This is a genomic window from Caballeronia sp. LZ043 (genome assembly GCF_031451075.1).
Lineage (GTDB): Bacteria > Pseudomonadota > Gammaproteobacteria > Burkholderiales > Burkholderiaceae > Caballeronia.
In genome coordinates this window covers 944,221-960,189 of the sequence record NZ_JARUXT010000003.1, presented here as the reverse complement: position 1 = coordinate 960,189, position 15,969 = coordinate 944,221, and the positions used below count along the sequence as shown (strand labels likewise).

Annotated in this window: 12 protein-coding genes and 1 pseudogene; 7 read left to right on the top strand and 6 right to left on the bottom strand. The window is 55.6% G+C overall.

Annotation, left to right across the window (positions count from 1 at the left end):
- Nucleotides 1-482 precede the first annotated feature (482 nt).
- A complete protein-coding gene (gene tnpB / locus QCE64_RS24550; protein ID WP_250517964.1) occupies nucleotides 483-827 on the top strand; it encodes an IS66 family insertion sequence element accessory protein TnpB in 345 nt (114 codons plus the stop codon).
- Between the two features lie 45 nt (nucleotides 828-872).
- Nucleotides 873-1,388: pseudogene (locus QCE64_RS24545) on the top strand (transposase); the annotation flags it as partial.
- Nucleotides 1,389-1,743: 355 nt separating this feature from the next.
- Here QCE64_RS24545 and QCE64_RS24540 read toward each other — a convergent pair.
- The 3 genes from QCE64_RS24540 to QCE64_RS24530 form a co-directional block, all read right to left on the bottom strand.
- A complete protein-coding gene (locus QCE64_RS24540; RefSeq protein ID WP_310006736.1) occupies nucleotides 1,744-2,877 on the bottom strand; it encodes an IS110 family transposase in 1,134 nt (377 codons plus the stop codon).
- Nucleotides 2,878-3,474: 597 nt separating this feature from the next.
- Nucleotides 3,475-4,503, bottom strand: a complete 1,029-nt coding sequence (locus tag QCE64_RS24535; protein ID WP_310006734.1) for a PLP-dependent aminotransferase family protein — start codon at nucleotides 4,501-4,503, stop codon at nucleotides 3,475-3,477.
- 234 nt (nucleotides 4,504-4,737) lie between these two features.
- On the bottom strand, nucleotides 4,738-4,935 hold the full coding sequence (locus QCE64_RS24530) for a GntR family transcriptional regulator (RefSeq protein ID WP_310006732.1): 198 nt from the start codon (nucleotides 4,933-4,935) through the stop codon (nucleotides 4,738-4,740).
- A gap of 415 nt (nucleotides 4,936-5,350) precedes the next feature.
- Here QCE64_RS24530 and QCE64_RS24525 point away from each other — a divergent pair, with 415 nt between their 5' ends.
- A complete protein-coding gene (locus QCE64_RS24525; protein ID WP_310006730.1) occupies nucleotides 5,351-6,376 on the top strand; it encodes a hypothetical protein in 1,026 nt (341 codons plus the stop codon).
- 1,069 nt (nucleotides 6,377-7,445) lie between these two features.
- Here the strand turns inward: QCE64_RS24525 and QCE64_RS24520 are convergent.
- Nucleotides 7,446-8,819 carry a PLP-dependent aminotransferase family protein gene (locus QCE64_RS24520; RefSeq protein WP_310007363.1) on the bottom strand — a complete coding sequence of 458 codons (1,374 nt, stop codon included), beginning with the start codon at nucleotides 8,817-8,819 and terminating at the stop codon, nucleotides 7,446-7,448.
- A gap of 148 nt (nucleotides 8,820-8,967) precedes the next feature.
- Between QCE64_RS24520 and QCE64_RS24515 the strand changes: the two genes are divergently transcribed.
- Together QCE64_RS24515 and QCE64_RS24510 are read left to right on the top strand one after the other, a co-directional pair.
- The gene (locus QCE64_RS24515; protein ID WP_310006728.1) at nucleotides 8,968-9,432 is read left to right on the top strand and encodes a carboxymuconolactone decarboxylase family protein; all 465 of its coding nucleotides are present in this window, start codon (nucleotides 8,968-8,970) and stop codon (nucleotides 9,430-9,432) included.
- 195 nt (nucleotides 9,433-9,627) lie between these two features.
- A complete protein-coding gene (locus QCE64_RS24510; protein ID WP_310006726.1) occupies nucleotides 9,628-11,136 on the top strand; it encodes a PLP-dependent aminotransferase family protein in 1,509 nt (502 codons plus the stop codon).
- On the opposite strand, the gene QCE64_RS24505 is transcribed toward QCE64_RS24510, so the two are convergent.
- On the bottom strand, nucleotides 11,137-11,766 hold the full coding sequence (locus QCE64_RS24505) for an NAD(P)H-dependent oxidoreductase (RefSeq protein ID WP_310006724.1): 630 nt from the start codon (nucleotides 11,764-11,766) through the stop codon (nucleotides 11,137-11,139). It lies immediately after the preceding gene.
- Nucleotides 11,767-11,794: 28 nt separating this feature from the next.
- Entirely contained in the window at nucleotides 11,795-12,238 is a 444-nt protein-coding gene (locus tag QCE64_RS24500; RefSeq protein ID WP_310006722.1) for a GNAT family N-acetyltransferase, read from the bottom strand.
- 296 nt (nucleotides 12,239-12,534) lie between these two features.
- Between QCE64_RS24500 and QCE64_RS24495 the strand changes: the two genes are divergently transcribed.
- On the top strand, nucleotides 12,535-13,593 hold the full coding sequence (locus QCE64_RS24495) for a LysR family transcriptional regulator (protein ID WP_310006720.1): 1,059 nt from the start codon (nucleotides 12,535-12,537) through the stop codon (nucleotides 13,591-13,593).
- A 631-nt stretch (nucleotides 13,594-14,224) separates the two neighbouring features.
- Nucleotides 14,225-15,469 (top strand): alpha/beta fold hydrolase, encoded by a 1,245-nt coding sequence (locus tag QCE64_RS24490; RefSeq protein WP_310006719.1) that lies wholly within the window; start codon nucleotides 14,225-14,227, stop codon nucleotides 15,467-15,469.
- The last annotated feature ends 500 nt before the right edge of the window (nucleotides 15,470-15,969 follow it).

Below are 15,969 nucleotides of genomic sequence, written 5' to 3'. Positions count from 1 at the left end.
TTCCGTGTGTCCAAAGTAGTCCCCATCACTTGAAGTAACGGACATTACTTTGAACACCGGCTTCAGCTCTGTCCATGCGGCCGCAGAATGACGCTTACACTTTGTCAGAGTTCTCAGAGAAGAAGCCGGGTTCGAGCGGGCCGTCCAAATTACCCAAGGGAGCTTCGGGACCGGCTGGCGGCAGCGGCATGTGAACCAGGCGTCTCCGTTGCGAGACTCGCCCGTGAGAATGGCATCAATACCTGGCGGCGCCGATATCTTACCGAGCGGCACGCTCAGCCTGCCGGCCTGCTGCCAGTCGTACTGCTGAGTGACCCACCGACGCAGGCCCTGGCCGCGCCGTCAGGCGATTTACCAGCATTAGATGCAAACCCGGCGCCACCTGCGGGCACGATTGAAATCCGAATCGGCCGTGTGGTGGTCAAGATAGATGGTCTGGTCGACGCCGACATGCTGCGTACCGTGTTGGGCAGTCTGCGATCATGATCTCGCTCCCGGCTGGCACGCGTATCTGGATTGCTGCAGGCGTGACCGACATGCGCTGTGGGTTTCAGGGGCTAGCGGCAAAGGTGCAAACGGCGCTTGAAGAGAATCCATTGGGCGGCAACGTCTACGTCTTCCGAGGCCGCCGAGGCGATCTTATAAAGGTCCTCTGGGCGACGGAGGATGGCATCTGGCTCCTGGCAAAGCGTCTTGAGCGGGGCCGCTTTATCTGGCCCCAGGCCAACGACGGGAAGATTCATCTGAGCTCCGCGCAACTGTCAATGCTTCTCGAGGGCATCGATTGGCGACAGCCCCGGCGCACCGCCGCGTTATCGATGTTGTAAACCGCGCGGAACACTCGTATGCTGCCGTGCATGTCGAACGGCGCCGAAGCCCTCGAATACATTGGTGCGTTGTACGACATTGAAGCTTCCATTCGCGGCAAGCCTGCGGACGAACGGCTGCGAATACGGCACGAGAAAGCCAAGCCACTGCTTCGCATCTACGAAACGTGGCTCAAGACCAAGCTCGAAGCGTTGTCGTCGAAGTCTGACACGTCCAAGGCGATCAGCTACTCGCTCAATCAGTGGCCCGCGCTGACGCTCTATTGCGTGGACGGTAGGCTCGAGATCGACAACAACATCGCGGAGAACGCGCTGCGCTGTGTGAGTTTGGGCCGCAAGAACTTCCTGTTTGCGGGCTCCGACAGCGGTGGTGAACGTGCTGCTGCAATGTACTCGTTGATTGGCACGTGCGCCCTCAACGACATCGATCCGCGCGCGTACCTAAACTATGTGTTGCCGAGAATCGCCGACCATAGAATCTCTGTCATCGACGAGCTCTTGCCATGGCGTGTGGCCGAGAAGCTGCACGCAGCGGCGAGTTCACCACATCAAGATATCTAGCCGCTCCATCTGATGCAATCCTGCGCCCAGGCGCGGACGCCTCTACACACGGCCTAGGTGAGCCGCTGATATGACTTTCCATGTCAATCGCGATACCTGCGTTTTTGGCTTTTCCATAGGCAAAGGAATTTCCTGAGGGCGACGTAGCAGTAAGGCCGACGGTGAATCACGCTGATATCCGCGGGTTGGGTACCGCATTACGGAAGTCCGTCATATGAGCCTGCCACTTTCTTACGCCGCGAGTCGGCCTGCTGTCTGCCGTCGCGAAGCGGCGCCGTGGGTTGCTCTTGTACCGGGCTACGCCGCCTTCAGGAAACTCTCAAGAATGTTGTGACGGTGTTTTGCCTCGTAAGTGTTATGCCTGCTGTGCAGCGTGCCGCGGCAATGCCAGTGACATCGCCATTCGGCCGATATCCCAGATAAAGCCCGCGAGTTCCCGGGCGACAGCTACCACCGCAACATTGACGTTCTTGCCTCGCGTCGCAAGTTTGCGATACTTCTTGCATAGCCGTAGCTGTGCGTCCCACGCACGATCGACGATCGCCTTTGGAATGCCTTCGTGTCGAGGCTGCAGTGTTTTACCTACGCGGGCCGGATGTCGGTAGCTCCACGCTGCTTCGACCAACAGCTTTCTTGCATAGCTGTTGCCCGCCTTGGTGACGCCCCCTTGGCGTCGCGTTCCTCCGGACGAATGTTCTGAAGGTGTGATGCCCAGCCACGCCATCAACTGGCGTGGATGCTCGAAGCGTGAGAGATCGCCGAGCTCGGAGATCATGCCGACTGCCGTAATGAACTGGATGCCGCGCATCGCCTGTAACGCCAGCACTGCCGGATAGAAGCCCCACTCGACGACGGCTTCACGTAGCGCTACTTCCAGTCGCTCACACTGTGCTAGCCGATCCTCGATTGTGCGTCGATGTTCTTCAAACGCAAGTTGCCTCCATGCTGTCTCGAAGGAATATTTGCTTAGCCAGCGTCGATGTGCGGCGCCCCAGTCCGCGCGTCCGACATAGTGCACACCGTGGCTTAGCAGGAAGGACTTCAGTCGTTGTCGCGCGTGCCGTAAATCGTCCCTCGCCGATGCCCAGGCTCGCGCCAAATCCCTGAACGCCTCGTCCTCGACGCTTGGTACATATACCGCTGAAAGGTCGCCGGCACGCAGCGAACGCGCCAGCTTTATCGCGTCGCGTCGGTCAGTCTTGACCCGTTCTCCAGGCTTTCGTGGAATCAATGACGGCGCACATACCATGCAGTCGAAGCCTTGCTTGACCAGACGCCGGTACAGCCCGTAACCGCAGGGCCCAGCCTCGTAGACGACTCGGATATGCCGCCCTTTGGATCGCAGTCGCTTGCACAGGCGATCAATTTCCGTCGGCGTCGTCCCGATCTTGCCCATTAGCTCAACTTCACCCGAATCAATCGTATAGGCAACTGTGATCGACTCCTTATGCACATCAAGTCCGACGTACACCGTGCTATCGTTGTCCATGCTGGCCTCCGTGGGGAAGTTGCCGGGGTGCGGCCTTTGCCCACCCATGCGGCTCTGGCAGCGATGCTAACCCGCGTTGATGCCCCACGTCAGGCCAGCCCCTCTACCCACGGAAAGTCATACTGACTTACGGTAGTTCGGGCAATCCAGAAACTGAAACGCGCAGACGGAGGGCGGCCGGGGAAATATGCTGAAGCCTTTACTGTGTTTCTCCAAGCTATGAGAAACGAGTACCGACTGTGGAGGTTACACGCTGATTAAGCTCTCAAAGAACCGAAAAACTTGTTCACCTTATAAAGAGCCTCTTCCTGAGCTCGCGGCGTACACGCGATTTCCTCAATGGCTCATCTCCGCTCGCGTTTTCCATCTGGGGTTTAAGTGCGGATGAGCATCCAGTAGACCGTTTCAAGCCTATGAATATCCGAGACTCCGAAGGGCCGCACTGCACGGATGGTGGTTAAGCGGGAGCCGAGTGTCCCACGCCGAGTGGCCTGTTTGGCACGTGAAACCGGGAGGACTTCCTGATGGCCCGGTCGCTGACGAGCCCACGTGCGGAAGTGAGACACTGCACGTCTGTGCTAACATCAATCAACGTTCTCACGGCAGATGTTCACTTATCTGTGAAGTCCAGGCTCTTTGGATAAGTTTAAGTCCGCGCTCAATGGCATGGGTGTCGGTGTTTCCAAACGCAAAGACAACAATATCGCTGGCAGAACCTAAGACTGAAAATTGGTTGCCTTCATAGATCCCGACGCCTGCGGCTTGTGCAAGTCTGCAAAGGACGTTTGCATCGTGACCGTTAATAACACGCGCGGCCACATGCATTCCACAAGTGCTTTCCAGTACGACCATGCAATGATTTAACTTACTTCGTATCCCGTCCAGCAACGCTGTACGGCGCTTCCCGTACTCAAGCCGCATCTTGTGTAAATGTGTCGCAAAATCTCCACTTGTCATAATTGTTAGCAGAGCATTTTGTGCGTAAGACGATGTCTGCCTATCGGTAAGCCATTTAGCACGACGCAGACTGTTCTGTAACCAACTCGGAGCGACTATATAGCCAATGCGGAGCGCAGGTGCGAGAATTTTCGAAACGGATCCCACATAAATCACTCGCTCGGCCGAATCATCTGCCTGAAGAGATGCTGATGGGGCTGCACCGTGGTAGAACTCACAGTCATAGTCGTCCTCGATAACAAAAAAGCCTTCGCGAGCGGCACGATCCAGCAACTTGCGACGCCTTGACCGGCTCAACGCGACTCCAAGAGGAAACTGGTGATTTGGAGTGCAGTAGACTCCCGCGACTGTTGACGGTAGTTCGTCAATCCTGAGGCCGTTTTCGTCCACCCCAATATGGTTTAGCGCGGCACCAGCCAGCTTTGCCGCGTGCCCGATGACGGGGTAGCCGGGATCCTCAACAGCGAGTGACCGGCCTGGCTCAAGTAGCAGACGGGAAAGAAGGTCCATAGATTGGTGTGTTCCGCTTGTGATGACGATATCGTCGGGACAGCACCGTACGGATCTGGATTGGCGAAGATATGTTGCAATTCGCTCTCGCAAGGAACGCTCGCCTATCGGCTCGCCGTATTCACAGAGCGCCGCCGTTGCAGCGTCGCTATTTTGCACCGGTCGTCTGTACCGAAAAAGTCTTTCTGCGTCTGACGAAACGATGCCGGGCCGGAAATCGACGAGAAGCCTCGACGTCGAGAATACAGGGTGTGCGGTAGGTAGTGCCTTCGCCCAAGTCGAAAGGAGCCCGCCGCCTGACGGAATGGGAGTGTCCGTCGAAGGGTCGTCTTGCTCCGAGCGCAAAACAGGCTGCTTTCGGACGAACAGTCCCGAGCCTGTGCGTGCCTCCAGCTAACCTTCAGCGATTAAAGCCGTGGTCGCGTCGCGAATCGTGTTCCTCGCCACGCCGAGCTCCAAGGCCCATATGCGCGACGCCGGTAGCCGTTGGCCGGGTTTTAGCCGCCCGTCGCGCAGCGCAGCATAGATTCCTTCGTAGACGCGCTGCTGCATCGGACCGCTGCTGCCGAGTTCGATCAGGAGATCATTCAATTTGCTGTCTGCAGTTGGTTATATCAGGTATGTGGTGGAGCGGACCAATTTGCGACGTCGATTATGGCCCACTAGGTTGACGACGCAACCCTATACTGCAACGAATCAAACCGAATGCATTGCATGGTCGGCGCGGCAAATCGTCTTGATCGCGATCGACCTTTGAAGGGAAGACCATATGAGCCTCAGCGTTTTCATTGCCGGAGCCAGCGGGGTATGTCGTGCTACCCGCCCAAAAGAGATTCGTAGCGCAACACACAAACACGCACGTCGAGACGATCGACCGAGATACCAAATCTGCTCGTACGTAAAAGCACCACGCTGCGAAAGCGGTTGAAAAGCGATGTTGGTTTCTTGCTGCGCTGCCTAACGTTTTATTTTAACATCCCTCTTGAAGATGAGGGTGGAGCCTAGGATGAACGCAATAACCCATGCGAGGGAGACGAGATCCTCCCTCATCCTTCACTTGCTGCCGACGATTGCTGCGCTCGGCTACCCCTGGTATCTTAGCTGGTTTGCATCAGAAGTTGCGATCGGAAATACGGTGGTCGCTGCTTTCGCGATGCTTGTCGTGTTTGGCATCCCCGCAACCGCATTCGCTAGTTTCACGGCATTGTCATGTGCGCAGGACCGCAGTCGGCGGTCGCACATTGTGAGGCTCGCCTCACTCGCGACAATCGCCACGCCATCGTTGTATGTTCTGCTAGGCGTCGTTCTGTATATGATGAAAATCAACGATGCCGACAAATACGTGTGGAGCGCAGGGTGGACAATGCTTCTGACCACTGTTGCCCTCGGGTATTCAATTCCAGAATCTTCCGAAATGCTTCGTACCGGAAAGCGAGATGCCAGCCGTATTCGCGTGCTGCACGGTGTCTCAGCCGCTTTGCTGCTGGTAGTGTTCCTTATGCCGCACCTGGTAAATCACAGTCTCGGAATTTTCGGGAATGACCTCCATAAAGCGATGCAGCACGTTATCAGATACGTCTACCTGAATAAATGGGTTCAACCGGGCATTGTAGGGCTGATGCTGTTTCAGGTGTTGAGTGGACTGTTCCTCGTTTCAGAAAAGATGGAGAGAAAGCAGGATTTTTTCGTCAGTTTGCAAATCGCATCCGGTTCCTTCTTGCTTGCATTCATCCCGTGTCATATGAATTCGGTTTTTACACTCGCACGGCATTTTGGCACAGAGACGGATTACGTCTGGGCTACAAACCAGCCAGTCGGTCTAATTCGCGACGCTTGGTCGACGCGCCTAATCCCGCATTACAGCGTTGGTGTCATATTTCTCTTGTGTCACGCTATCTGTGGCGTTCGGACAGTGATGCTCGCCCACAATGTTGACGTCGCTCGTGCGAATCGAATCTGCGGTGGACTTATTGCTCTTGCCTTCACTTTTTCATTGGTGATCATCGTAGGAATGGTTGGGGTGCGCGTATAGGGGCTTTGCTGCCGCCGTGTTGCCGAAACACGCGTTGCGTCGCACTATAGGGAAATTCCAGCAATGATGGATGGCATGCCGTCCCCATCAAACGCAAGAGCCAACCAGACTAGGTCTCGCGTTGCATTGATGAACGGAGTTTGCTGCCTCAGGGCTCAGATCGTCGCTCAAAGACCATTCTCGAACTAGCCACGACGACGAACGGTGCTCTGCTAGCGAAGTATGCGAATGAACTGTAAGTTGCCGGTCTCGATAGAGTAACAGTGAGTCTCGACGCGCTCGATGATTCCATTTTTCGTAGAATAAGCAATTCCCGATTTCCGGTAAGGCAAGTGCTCGATGGAAATGACGCGGCGCGTTGTGCGGGGCTTGGGCCCATAAAAGTGAACATGGTTGTAAGAGGAGGGCCTGAAGGTCCCAGGATCGGGATGTGCTACATTGGCGGCTAATAGCTCGAAAACATCGGTCAAACAAGGGTAGGCGACGCAAGTACCGCATCGATCCCTGATAACGCCGTTCCGCGTAAGTAAGGGCCGACCTCCTGCCTTCCGCGTCACTCTTTTCGTCGGATGTAGTATATTACCGTCACTGACTATTTCGTAGCCACACCGCCAATAGTCGGCTATTAAACAATCGCGAGCGATTGAATGTACCACCGCAGTCTAATGTGACCGCCATTCGTTATTGATGGTTTCGAGCGGAAAGTAGCACACGCCAAGGGCCACGCTCGGCGGAAGGCCCAACTTCACCGCCCGGCTCTCCTGAAAGCGCGGTGAAATTCTTCGCGCCGATGTTCGACGGCTTTACTTCTTCAGCATCGGACCGATGCTTCACCCCGTCTAAATAGTACTTTTAACCGTCGCGGACCTTGGACTACACCCCACACGGCTTCCCAACGAATGCAGCGACACGTAGTTGACTCGATCGCAACCCTGCGCTGCCAAATCCCTGCATACAACTCCAGGCGACCGCAGAGATGTCCGTATTGCCGCGTTACCTTAAAGCCGTTTACGACTCGGTACTACTAGACTCCGATGCGAAAGCACCGAACTACCAACTCAAGAAACGTTCAACCGGTGCCCCTGATCAATCTATCGAGCCGATGTGAATCTCTGGCGATTCGCTCTTCGTTCGCCGTAGCAACCCCGAGCAAAAGGCCGTGATTGTCCCGCTGCGTTGCTTGGCCTGCGTACCATATCGAGAGTGGTACAGGCGACAAGCCTTCCTGGCGTGCCCTGCTTGCGATTTCACGGTCGTACAGGCCGTCAGGAAGCTTTAACACGATTGCCAAACAGGCAGGATGTACTACGTAGCCTTTCGATTCGAGACTGTGCTGGAGGGCGGAGCTACGCGACGCGTATACGCGTTTCATTTTGCGCAGATGCCTCAGGTAGTGACCATCTCGCATGAACTCGGCGGTTGCCAGTTGTACGGCGGGGTCGGGAGCCGGTGAAAAACACGCAGCGGCTTCCGCAAACCGCTCGACCAGCGCAGGCGGCGAAATTAAGAAGCCCAAGCGTAGCGTCGGACTGATCGTCTTGCTGAAGGAGCCGATGTGTATAACTCGTCCAGCAGTATCGACTGAAGCCAGGGCGGGCGCTGCACGACGCCGGAGCTGCAGCTCACCGAGATAATCATCCTCTATGATCCACGCTTGTCGATTCCGCGCCCACTCGAGAAGTTGACAACGACGCGCGAGGGACAACGTCGAACCAAGCGGAGCCTGCTGGCCAGGGGTCACAAGTGCCAAGCCGGCGTTTGGTGCAAGACGCTCTCCGCACGTTACGTCAATTCCGTCATGATCGACGGAAATCGGTACGGGCTGAAGCCCGGCTATTTCTAGGGCGCGGCGGGCAGGAAAGTACCCGGGATTCTCGGTCCAAGCTTCCCGACCGTTAATTGGAAGCACATGTAGTGCGAAGGCTAGTGCTCCCGAGTACCCGTGTGTCACGAACACCTGCGACGGATGGCACTCGAGCCCTCTGGATATTGCCAGGTTCGCGGAAATCGCCCGCCGTAGTTCCTCGGCACCGTGAGGATCGGGATAAAGCAGAGGGGACGTGGTTTCCAGTCGTGCTGCCCGAGAACGCAAGCGGGCAAACAAGGCTGCCGGGAAGCAGTCGGATGCTGGAACTCCGTTTTGAAACGCGCCAATTATATTAGAAGGGAAATCGCGAAAAGCAGTTGGCGCGGTCTCTCCATTTTCGAGTCGAGTATCTGGACTTCGCTTGATGGGATGATCTGCCACCCGCGTTCCGGCATGAGGCGAACTGACCACGAGTTGTTGATCGGCGAGTCGCTCGTAGGCCGATTTGACCGTGCCTCTCGAGACACCGAGTTGGGATGCGAGATCGAGCCACGAGGGCAGTCGCCCGCCAGGCAGAAGAACACCGGTTTCGATAGCGGATGCGATACCCGTGTATATCTGCTCCGTCAACGGCATATCTGCCGTACGATCCAGTGCGATGTCGAGTCGATGTTTCATGAGAGTTATGGTACAGCAGAAAAACACTCTCTCGGTACTTTCGTGTAGACCAGAAATCATCCAAAGTGTGGCTTCCCCCATCTTTGATACGGCGAAGGAGATTGCAATGAGCCAGCGGCTTGACTACATAAACGCGGCACCGGTCGGTTACAAGGCACTTGGTGGTGTGTATGGCTATGTGTCCCAGTGCGGACTGGACCCTATTCTGATTGATTTTGTGTTCCTGCGCGTCAGCCAGATAAACGGCTGCGCATATTGCATCGACACGCATACCAGGGACCTGCAAACCCGTGGAGTGAGCACTGAGAAGATTGTCCTGGTACCAGTATGGTATGAGGCCGAGTCGCTTTTCACGGAGCGCGAGAGGGCAGCGCTGGCTTGGGCAGAAACGGTAACTCGCGTCGCGGAGACTCACATTCCTGACGAGGCCTACGCCGCAGCCGCCAACGTATTCGACGGCAAGGAACTGGCAGATCTCACAATTACGATCGGCCTCATGAACCTCTTCAACCGGCTCGCAATTAGCTTCCGGAAAGTACCGAAGGCCGTCGAAGCCGCAAGTGCGGGATGAACTATTGAGTCTGTGCGGAAACCTTCCGCCAGTTTTGATTGCGACTCCCGGCAACAGTCCGTGTCACCCGTTTGGGGCATGCGCAGAAGCCCGAGCGCTCAGGGCGCTTTCACCGACTGCGGAGTCGCTCAAGCTTTATGTATCGCGGAAGTGGATTCTCGCACGGTCGAATATTTTAAACGGCCCCCTCGCGCTATGGCTCGCCAACTACCATTGCAGATTGATATCGACCGCCAACGCGATCTACCTATATACCTACAGATCTGCGAACGGTTCAAAAGGGCGATTGCAGCTGGTCGCCTGAAGCCAGGCGATCGAGTACCCGCTCAGCGGGGCCTCGCACTGCAGCTCAATACAGCGCGAGGCACTGTCGAGCTAGCCTATACCATCCTTGTAAATGAAGGTTATCTCCAGATGCGCGGCGCTGCGGGCACGATAGTGTCTCCCGCGCTGGCACAGGTAACCTCGCGCGCGGGCGTGCGTCTAGCGTTACAGTCGACCGTACCGCCCCAGCTCCCCGTTTCTCAGAAATGCATTCGTCAATCGCTATCGGCTCCTGGACCGTCACCACGCCCTCTCCAGCCCGGATTGCCCGCACTTGATGCATTTCCAGGCAAGGTGTGGAAGCGTATTGTCACCCGTCGCTTGCATGACGAAGGTACCGGACTACTGGGATATCCTGACCCGGCGGGCTATGCGCCCCTGCGGGAGTACATCGCAACCTATCTAAGTCTGTCACGGGGCGTCGCATGTGCCCCTGAGCAGGTCTTCATCACGAGCGGATATCGTGCCACGCTCGAACTCATGCTTCGCAGTCTCTCGAAACAAAATGATCGCGTCTGGTTCGAGGACCCAGGATACCTGCTCGCTCGCCAGTTTCTGGAGCACTTCGGAGTCAAGCTAGTACCGGTTCCTGTAGACGAGCAAGGTATCGACGTCGCTTGTGGTAGACAGTTGGCTGGAGATGCGCGATTCGCAATCGTCACCCCATCTCATCAGAGCCCGCTTGGACACACGCTATCGCTGGCCCGGCGTCTCGCGCTGATCGATTGGGCAAAAGACGCGAAAAGCTGGATCATCGAGGACGACTATGACAGTGAGTTCCGATACGTCGGCCGCCCTTTACCTCCGTTGAAAAGTCTTGACACCCACGATTGCGTAATTTACTGCGGCACGTTCAGTAAGGTGATGTTTCCAGGATTGCGGCTAGCGTATGCCGTCGTGCCCGAGCGTGCTGTAGCTCGGGTCGGTCAGGTCGCCCGCAGCATGAATGCCGGCGCACCGACGCTCATTCAGTCATCTGTTGCGGATTTCATAGCCGAAGGCCATTTTGGTAGGCACCTGAAGCGAATGCGCCCATTGTATGAATTCAGGCGCGCATTAATTGCCTCAGCTTTTCGAACGATATTCGGCGAAGGTATGACCATACAGCTGCCTCCCGGCGGCATACAGCTCTCAGTCCAGTTTGCCGAGGCAGCAAAAGGACCAGTCAATGATTCGGCGGTGGCTAACCTCGCCCGCGACCGCGGAATGGGCGTAATGCCACTTTCTATTTGGCACACGAACGTGCATGCGACCAACACGCCTCGAGGACTGGTTCTGGGATTCGCAAACATCACCCAGGCTGAGGAAGCGCTGGCGCACGCAAGAACTCTGGTGCAGTGCCTCGACGCCAGCTGGAAGGCGCCATTAGGATCGCATTAGCTATCTCACGTCCGTATGGGCCGGCGAGGAAAGAAATAATGGGTGAACATCCAGTTGCGCACGCGCTCCTTCGAAAGCGAGATTGACCTTCTCCGGACCGTACACTAGCCCTTGTAGCCGTATGTACTGCACATTCGAGATGCCAATGGAACTGAGCGCATAGGTCAGATATGGAGAGAGAAAGTCGGGCTGCTGAGCGTGTTCACCGTGGTGGAATCCACCGGCACCTACGATGACAATGGTGGGGCGATCCTTCAATAGCCCGACCTTTCCAGATGACGTCGATACGAAGGTACGTCCAATACGCAGCACATGGTCGATCCACAATTTCAGTGCCGCTGGCACCGTGAAGTTGTGAACCGGCGTGTTGATCACGAGCAAATCGGTTGATTCCAACTCTCGAATCAAGCCCTCGGACATTTCAAACTGTGAGGGATCTGCGTCGCGCGATGTAATCGCGCGTGCATACTGCCGAGAGATCGGAGGCAGCGGTTCAGCGGCAAGATCGCGATATACCACTTCGACTTCACGTCTCGCGTCGCCTTTCAAACGTTGTTCGATTTCGTCGGCTATCCCGCACCCGGTGCTCGCGTAGCCGTGCGGACTTGCGTTAATCGAAAGCATTCTCATCGTAAGCGCTCCAGTACACTCGTCGGGTTCATGGCAAAGGGAGTTGTTGAGAAAAGTGCATGCCCCTAGCGAGCAACCCTTGTCGAAAATAGAAGCGCTGTGCCAGCGCCATGTGGAGGCCTGTATCAAGGACGAAAAACGCACAACCTGCCTTACGTGCGATCTCGCGCGTAGCCTGGAGCAACTGTGCACCAATACCTCCGCGCTGCTGGCTACTGTCGACGACGAGATCGTCAACGTAGATAAAGCTTCCGTAAAGCAGATTGGACTGCGTACGATAGCCAGACAGTCCAAGCAGCTCGCTGCCGGATCGAGCGGCAAGCAAGCGATATCCCTGTTGATGCTGGTGTTTGATTTGCGCGACAAATGCGTCTGGATCCCTCAAATGCGTTCGCAGTTGTTTCATAAGATCGAAAGCGGCATAGATTTCCGCAGGCTCCTCAAGGTGAACGAATGTAAGCGATTCGGTCATACGTCTCTCCACTTGAGAAGAATCGATACATTAACCGCACAAGGGCTTAGTCGAAAGAGCCAAGAACATCATCCTAGACTGGGCCAACCCAGAAGGCGCCCATTCTATGGCGTCGTGATCCCCAGATGAAAGGACGCACTAGCTGCAGTGATCAGCGATGGCGCAACGACATGGGACACTCGAGACATATGATTCTGGGCCATCTCTTCAATAGATGAGCATGCCATGTCGAAAAGAACGCTTAGCCTGCGTTGATAAGCGCTACATTGAATGCATTCGAGATCGTTGGAGTCGTCATGGCTGAGATGCGACATATGCGTATTTTTGTCAATGTTTGTGCGGCACGCAGCTTCACGGGCGCCGCGCAGAAGCTTGGTCTGCACGCTGGGGTGGTTTCAAGGAGCATCTCCGAGCTTGAGGTTGCTCTGAAAACGCGCCTGATTCAACGTACGACGCGACGCCTGTCTTTGACCGATGCTGGAGAAAAGTATTTTGCGCGATGCCGCGAGATACTCCGGTTAGCTGAACTCGCGGATCAAGAGGCGCTTCATGCGAGCACAAAGCCGATCGGACGACTCAAGGTCCATGCACCACCAGTATTCGGAAAGCAGTACGTGGTACCCGTATGCTCGCGATATCTGGAAGACAATCCGGACGTCCAGATAGATCTGACGCTGTCCCCTGATGCTATTGAGCCCGTTGGCTCAGCATTTGACGTCGTGATCTGCTTCTCGCAAACCGCACTGCCGGACTCTGGGTTGGTTGCAGTCAAACTGTTCGACACCGCCACCGTGTTGTGCGCTTCGCCAGGATACTTACAGAAAACAGGAACGCCAGAGACGCTTGCGTCGTTGCATGCCCATGTAGTTCTGCAGTTGATAGAGGGCTCCCGTGGTGACGTAAGATGGGTAATTCACAACTCGGGTCGGGAAGAAACCTTTGATTTAGAGCGTTCACGAATTAGGGTCAGTTGTATGGATGCTCTCTCGGCGTCAATTCAAGAGGGGCTCGGAATTGGTGCATTGCCATGGATCACGGCAAAGCCCTTGGTCGAAGCCGGAACGCTCGTTCGGATCCTGCCGAACACGACCATGAATGACTTCACCGCGTACGCCCTCTATCCGTCACGCGAGTATCTCGACGCCAAAACTTCAAGATGGATTCGACTTTTGCAGGAACACATCCGGGAAGTAACGAAGACCGCTGAAGATGAAAGTTCCAACGCAACTCCGCCGTCCGCACGACTGGATCCTTCACGTGGCTCAAGCACCCGTACTAGTGAGGTTCCGTCATTTAACTGGAAGGATTGCGGTCAACGCATACTGGAGCCTACTTGTAGCTCGTCATCTTGCTGATGGTGGACTTTGCACAGCACCAAAATCGAGATGCGATGATTCGCTAAAAACCGCGCTGCTTCCAGCGCAAGATCTGACAGGGGAAGGAACCGGTACGCCGATCATGCGGGTCGAAATCTGTGGGCCGGGATTCTGGAACATGAAGGTGTCGAATTGTTTTCATGGTCGATGAGTCAAAAAGCCCCTGACGAAGCAAATTTGAAGATAAGGTAGGGCGGGCGCTATCGTAGTCCTAGAATGCGACAATCCCGCAGCCAGTCTAACGCTGTCTCTCTCGGGCTTGTTGCCCCGACTTGCCTGTTCAGTTGCTGGCATCGCGCCAGCATCTTTTTTTGCTCACTTTCCAATCTTCGCCAGAACTGGCATACACCAGCGAAAGATGGGATAGCTCGAGGTCGCGGTATTACACTCCTATCAAAAGATTAAAGAGAGTCGATCGACTCCTGCCGCCAAGATTGACATCGTGGATAGCTTCTCCGTTGCATACGATGCAGAACATCTGTGTTATCGATTAGGTATGCGTATTACAGGTTGTCAAAACGAGATCTCGGTATACTGGATTGCGTGATTCCTGGTTCTTTTCCAGAGGAAGGAAGTCGCTTAAATTTAGCTTTATAGAAAAGGAGAAGTCATGAAACCGAAATTCAATCTGCTTAAGCTTTCGCTTGGCGCTACCTTGGTTGCGCCAATGTTTGTTGGCGCGGCCGAACCCGCGTCAGTTGTGACGACGTCGACAAACGCTCAGAAAGTAAAGTGGAGCAATGTCGCGTTGTCAGTCGTGCCGTCGGTTGCGAGACCCAGCGATTCTGGAGCATTGTTGACCGACGAGGCTATTCAGAACCTAGCACCTGAGCTCGCAACGCATGCCGCACGAGCCGACCGCATCAGCTATCGATCGTATTCACTCGACGGCAGGAGGATATCAGTCAGTGGTGTGCTTCTGGTCCCACGGGGAGCAGCGCCTCAAGGAGGATGGCCAGTTGTATCGTGGGCACATGGGTCCTCGGGAACCAGTGACGCATGTGCGCCGTCCCTTGCTTCAAACAAGGACGGGAGAATCGACCTATACGGGTATGGCCCATTCGTGTCAGAGTTGCTGAAGGCGGGTTACGCCGTGGTGGCAACTGACTACGAAGGTCTCGGGATGAGCGGCGAGCATCCTTACATCGTCGCTGACAGTGAAGGTCGGGGTGTCATTGACGCTGTTCGCGCGGGGATGGAGGCAGACCGCTCGCTGTCCGACTCTTGGTTTGCTGTCGGCCACTCCCAGGGAGGCCAGGCCGTGATTGCTGCAGGTGAGCTTGCTCCGAGCTGGGGGAGCGGTCTGGATTTTCGTGGGACCGTCGGCCTCGCTCCGGTTACGAATGTCGGACAGGCCTATTACTACGGTTCGCCCGGTCCGGTCGACCGTGGATTCTATTTGCTGGCGTTGCAAGGTATTGCAACCATACATCCCGAGCTCAAGTACGCGGACTACCTCGGAAAGCAAGCACTTGCGATGTTTGATGAGACACGCAACGAGTGCACTTTCAAAATCTGGGAAAGCTTCTCCGCAAACCTGGGTAGTAAGCTAAACGACTACCAGTTCACCCCACAAAGTCCTGAGGCCGCTCTGGCGTTGCAACATTGGCTGGACGAACAAAGCGTTCCTCGCGGCCGTACTCCCGGTCCTATGCTCTTGCTACAGGGAGATAAGGATCCTTCGATCAAGATGGCTGTGACGCTTCAGGCCGTTCGGAACGCGCGCGCTGCCGGTACTCCTGCTGAGTTCCGTCTCTACCCTGGCAAGGATCATTATTCTGTGCTGGACGGGGCTGGTAAAGGTGGCGCGGCGACGGATGTCGTTAAGTGGCTTGATAGTAAGAAACGTAGTTAATTGACGCGCCGTAGAGGGGAGCGAGTGTCGAAGAGCTTCTGTTGCCAGGAAACAGTCCCCACACTCGCTTCATCACTTCGCTAGATGACTTGCGCATCAGTCGAAGTCTGTAAGAATTCGGCGCGGCCGAAAGAGACTGTTGTTCCGTGTCGCTAATCTTGTCGGATTCTAAATTTTGAGCAGGTTCCGGCGCGTCGAGCGACATCGACTCTTGGTGGTCAACCGGGCCAAGATCGTTGATTTTTTCGTCAGCCGATAAGTTTTTTTTCGCCGTAATCTGCGTGAGTGAGCTACCGTCAAGGCATGACCTGGAAAGCCGGAGTTGGTCAACCGCCCCATGAGAAAGCGGGCGACGCGAGAACCGCCGAAGACATCGCTCCAACGAAATTCGCCCTGAAAGCTTGTTCGCGGACCTGGTCGCGCGACAATTGCGATCGGCAAAAGGTACAGGCTCGTTCTGTTAGGTCAACGCGGATATTCATGACGATGTCACGGCCAAA

Excerpts from the sequence above, each read along its gene's own strand:
- tnpB (WP_250517964.1), top strand. The coding sequence starts at position 483 with ATGATCTCGCTCCCGGCTGGCACGCGTATCTGGATTGCTGCAGGCGTG.
- QCE64_RS24540 (WP_310006736.1), bottom strand. The coding sequence starts at position 2,877 with ATGGACAACGATAGCACGGTGTACGTCGGACTTGATGTGCATAAGGAG.
- QCE64_RS24525 (WP_310006730.1), top strand. The coding sequence starts at position 5,351 with ATGAACGCAATAACCCATGCGAGGGAGACGAGATCCTCCCTCATCCTT.
- QCE64_RS24520 (WP_310007363.1), bottom strand. The coding sequence starts at position 8,819 with ATGCCGTTGACGGAGCAGATATACACGGGTATCGCATCCGCTATCGAA.
- QCE64_RS24515 (WP_310006728.1), top strand. The coding sequence starts at position 8,968 with ATGAGCCAGCGGCTTGACTACATAAACGCGGCACCGGTCGGTTACAAG.
- QCE64_RS24510 (WP_310006726.1), top strand. The coding sequence starts at position 9,628 with ATGGCTCGCCAACTACCATTGCAGATTGATATCGACCGCCAACGCGAT.
- QCE64_RS24505 (WP_310006724.1), bottom strand. The coding sequence starts at position 11,766 with ATGAGAATGCTTTCGATTAACGCAAGTCCGCACGGCTACGCGAGCACC.
- QCE64_RS24500 (WP_310006722.1), bottom strand. The coding sequence starts at position 12,238 with ATGACCGAATCGCTTACATTCGTTCACCTTGAGGAGCCTGCGGAAATC.
- QCE64_RS24495 (WP_310006720.1), top strand. The coding sequence starts at position 12,535 with ATGGCTGAGATGCGACATATGCGTATTTTTGTCAATGTTTGTGCGGCA.
- QCE64_RS24490 (WP_310006719.1), top strand. The coding sequence starts at position 14,225 with ATGAAACCGAAATTCAATCTGCTTAAGCTTTCGCTTGGCGCTACCTTG.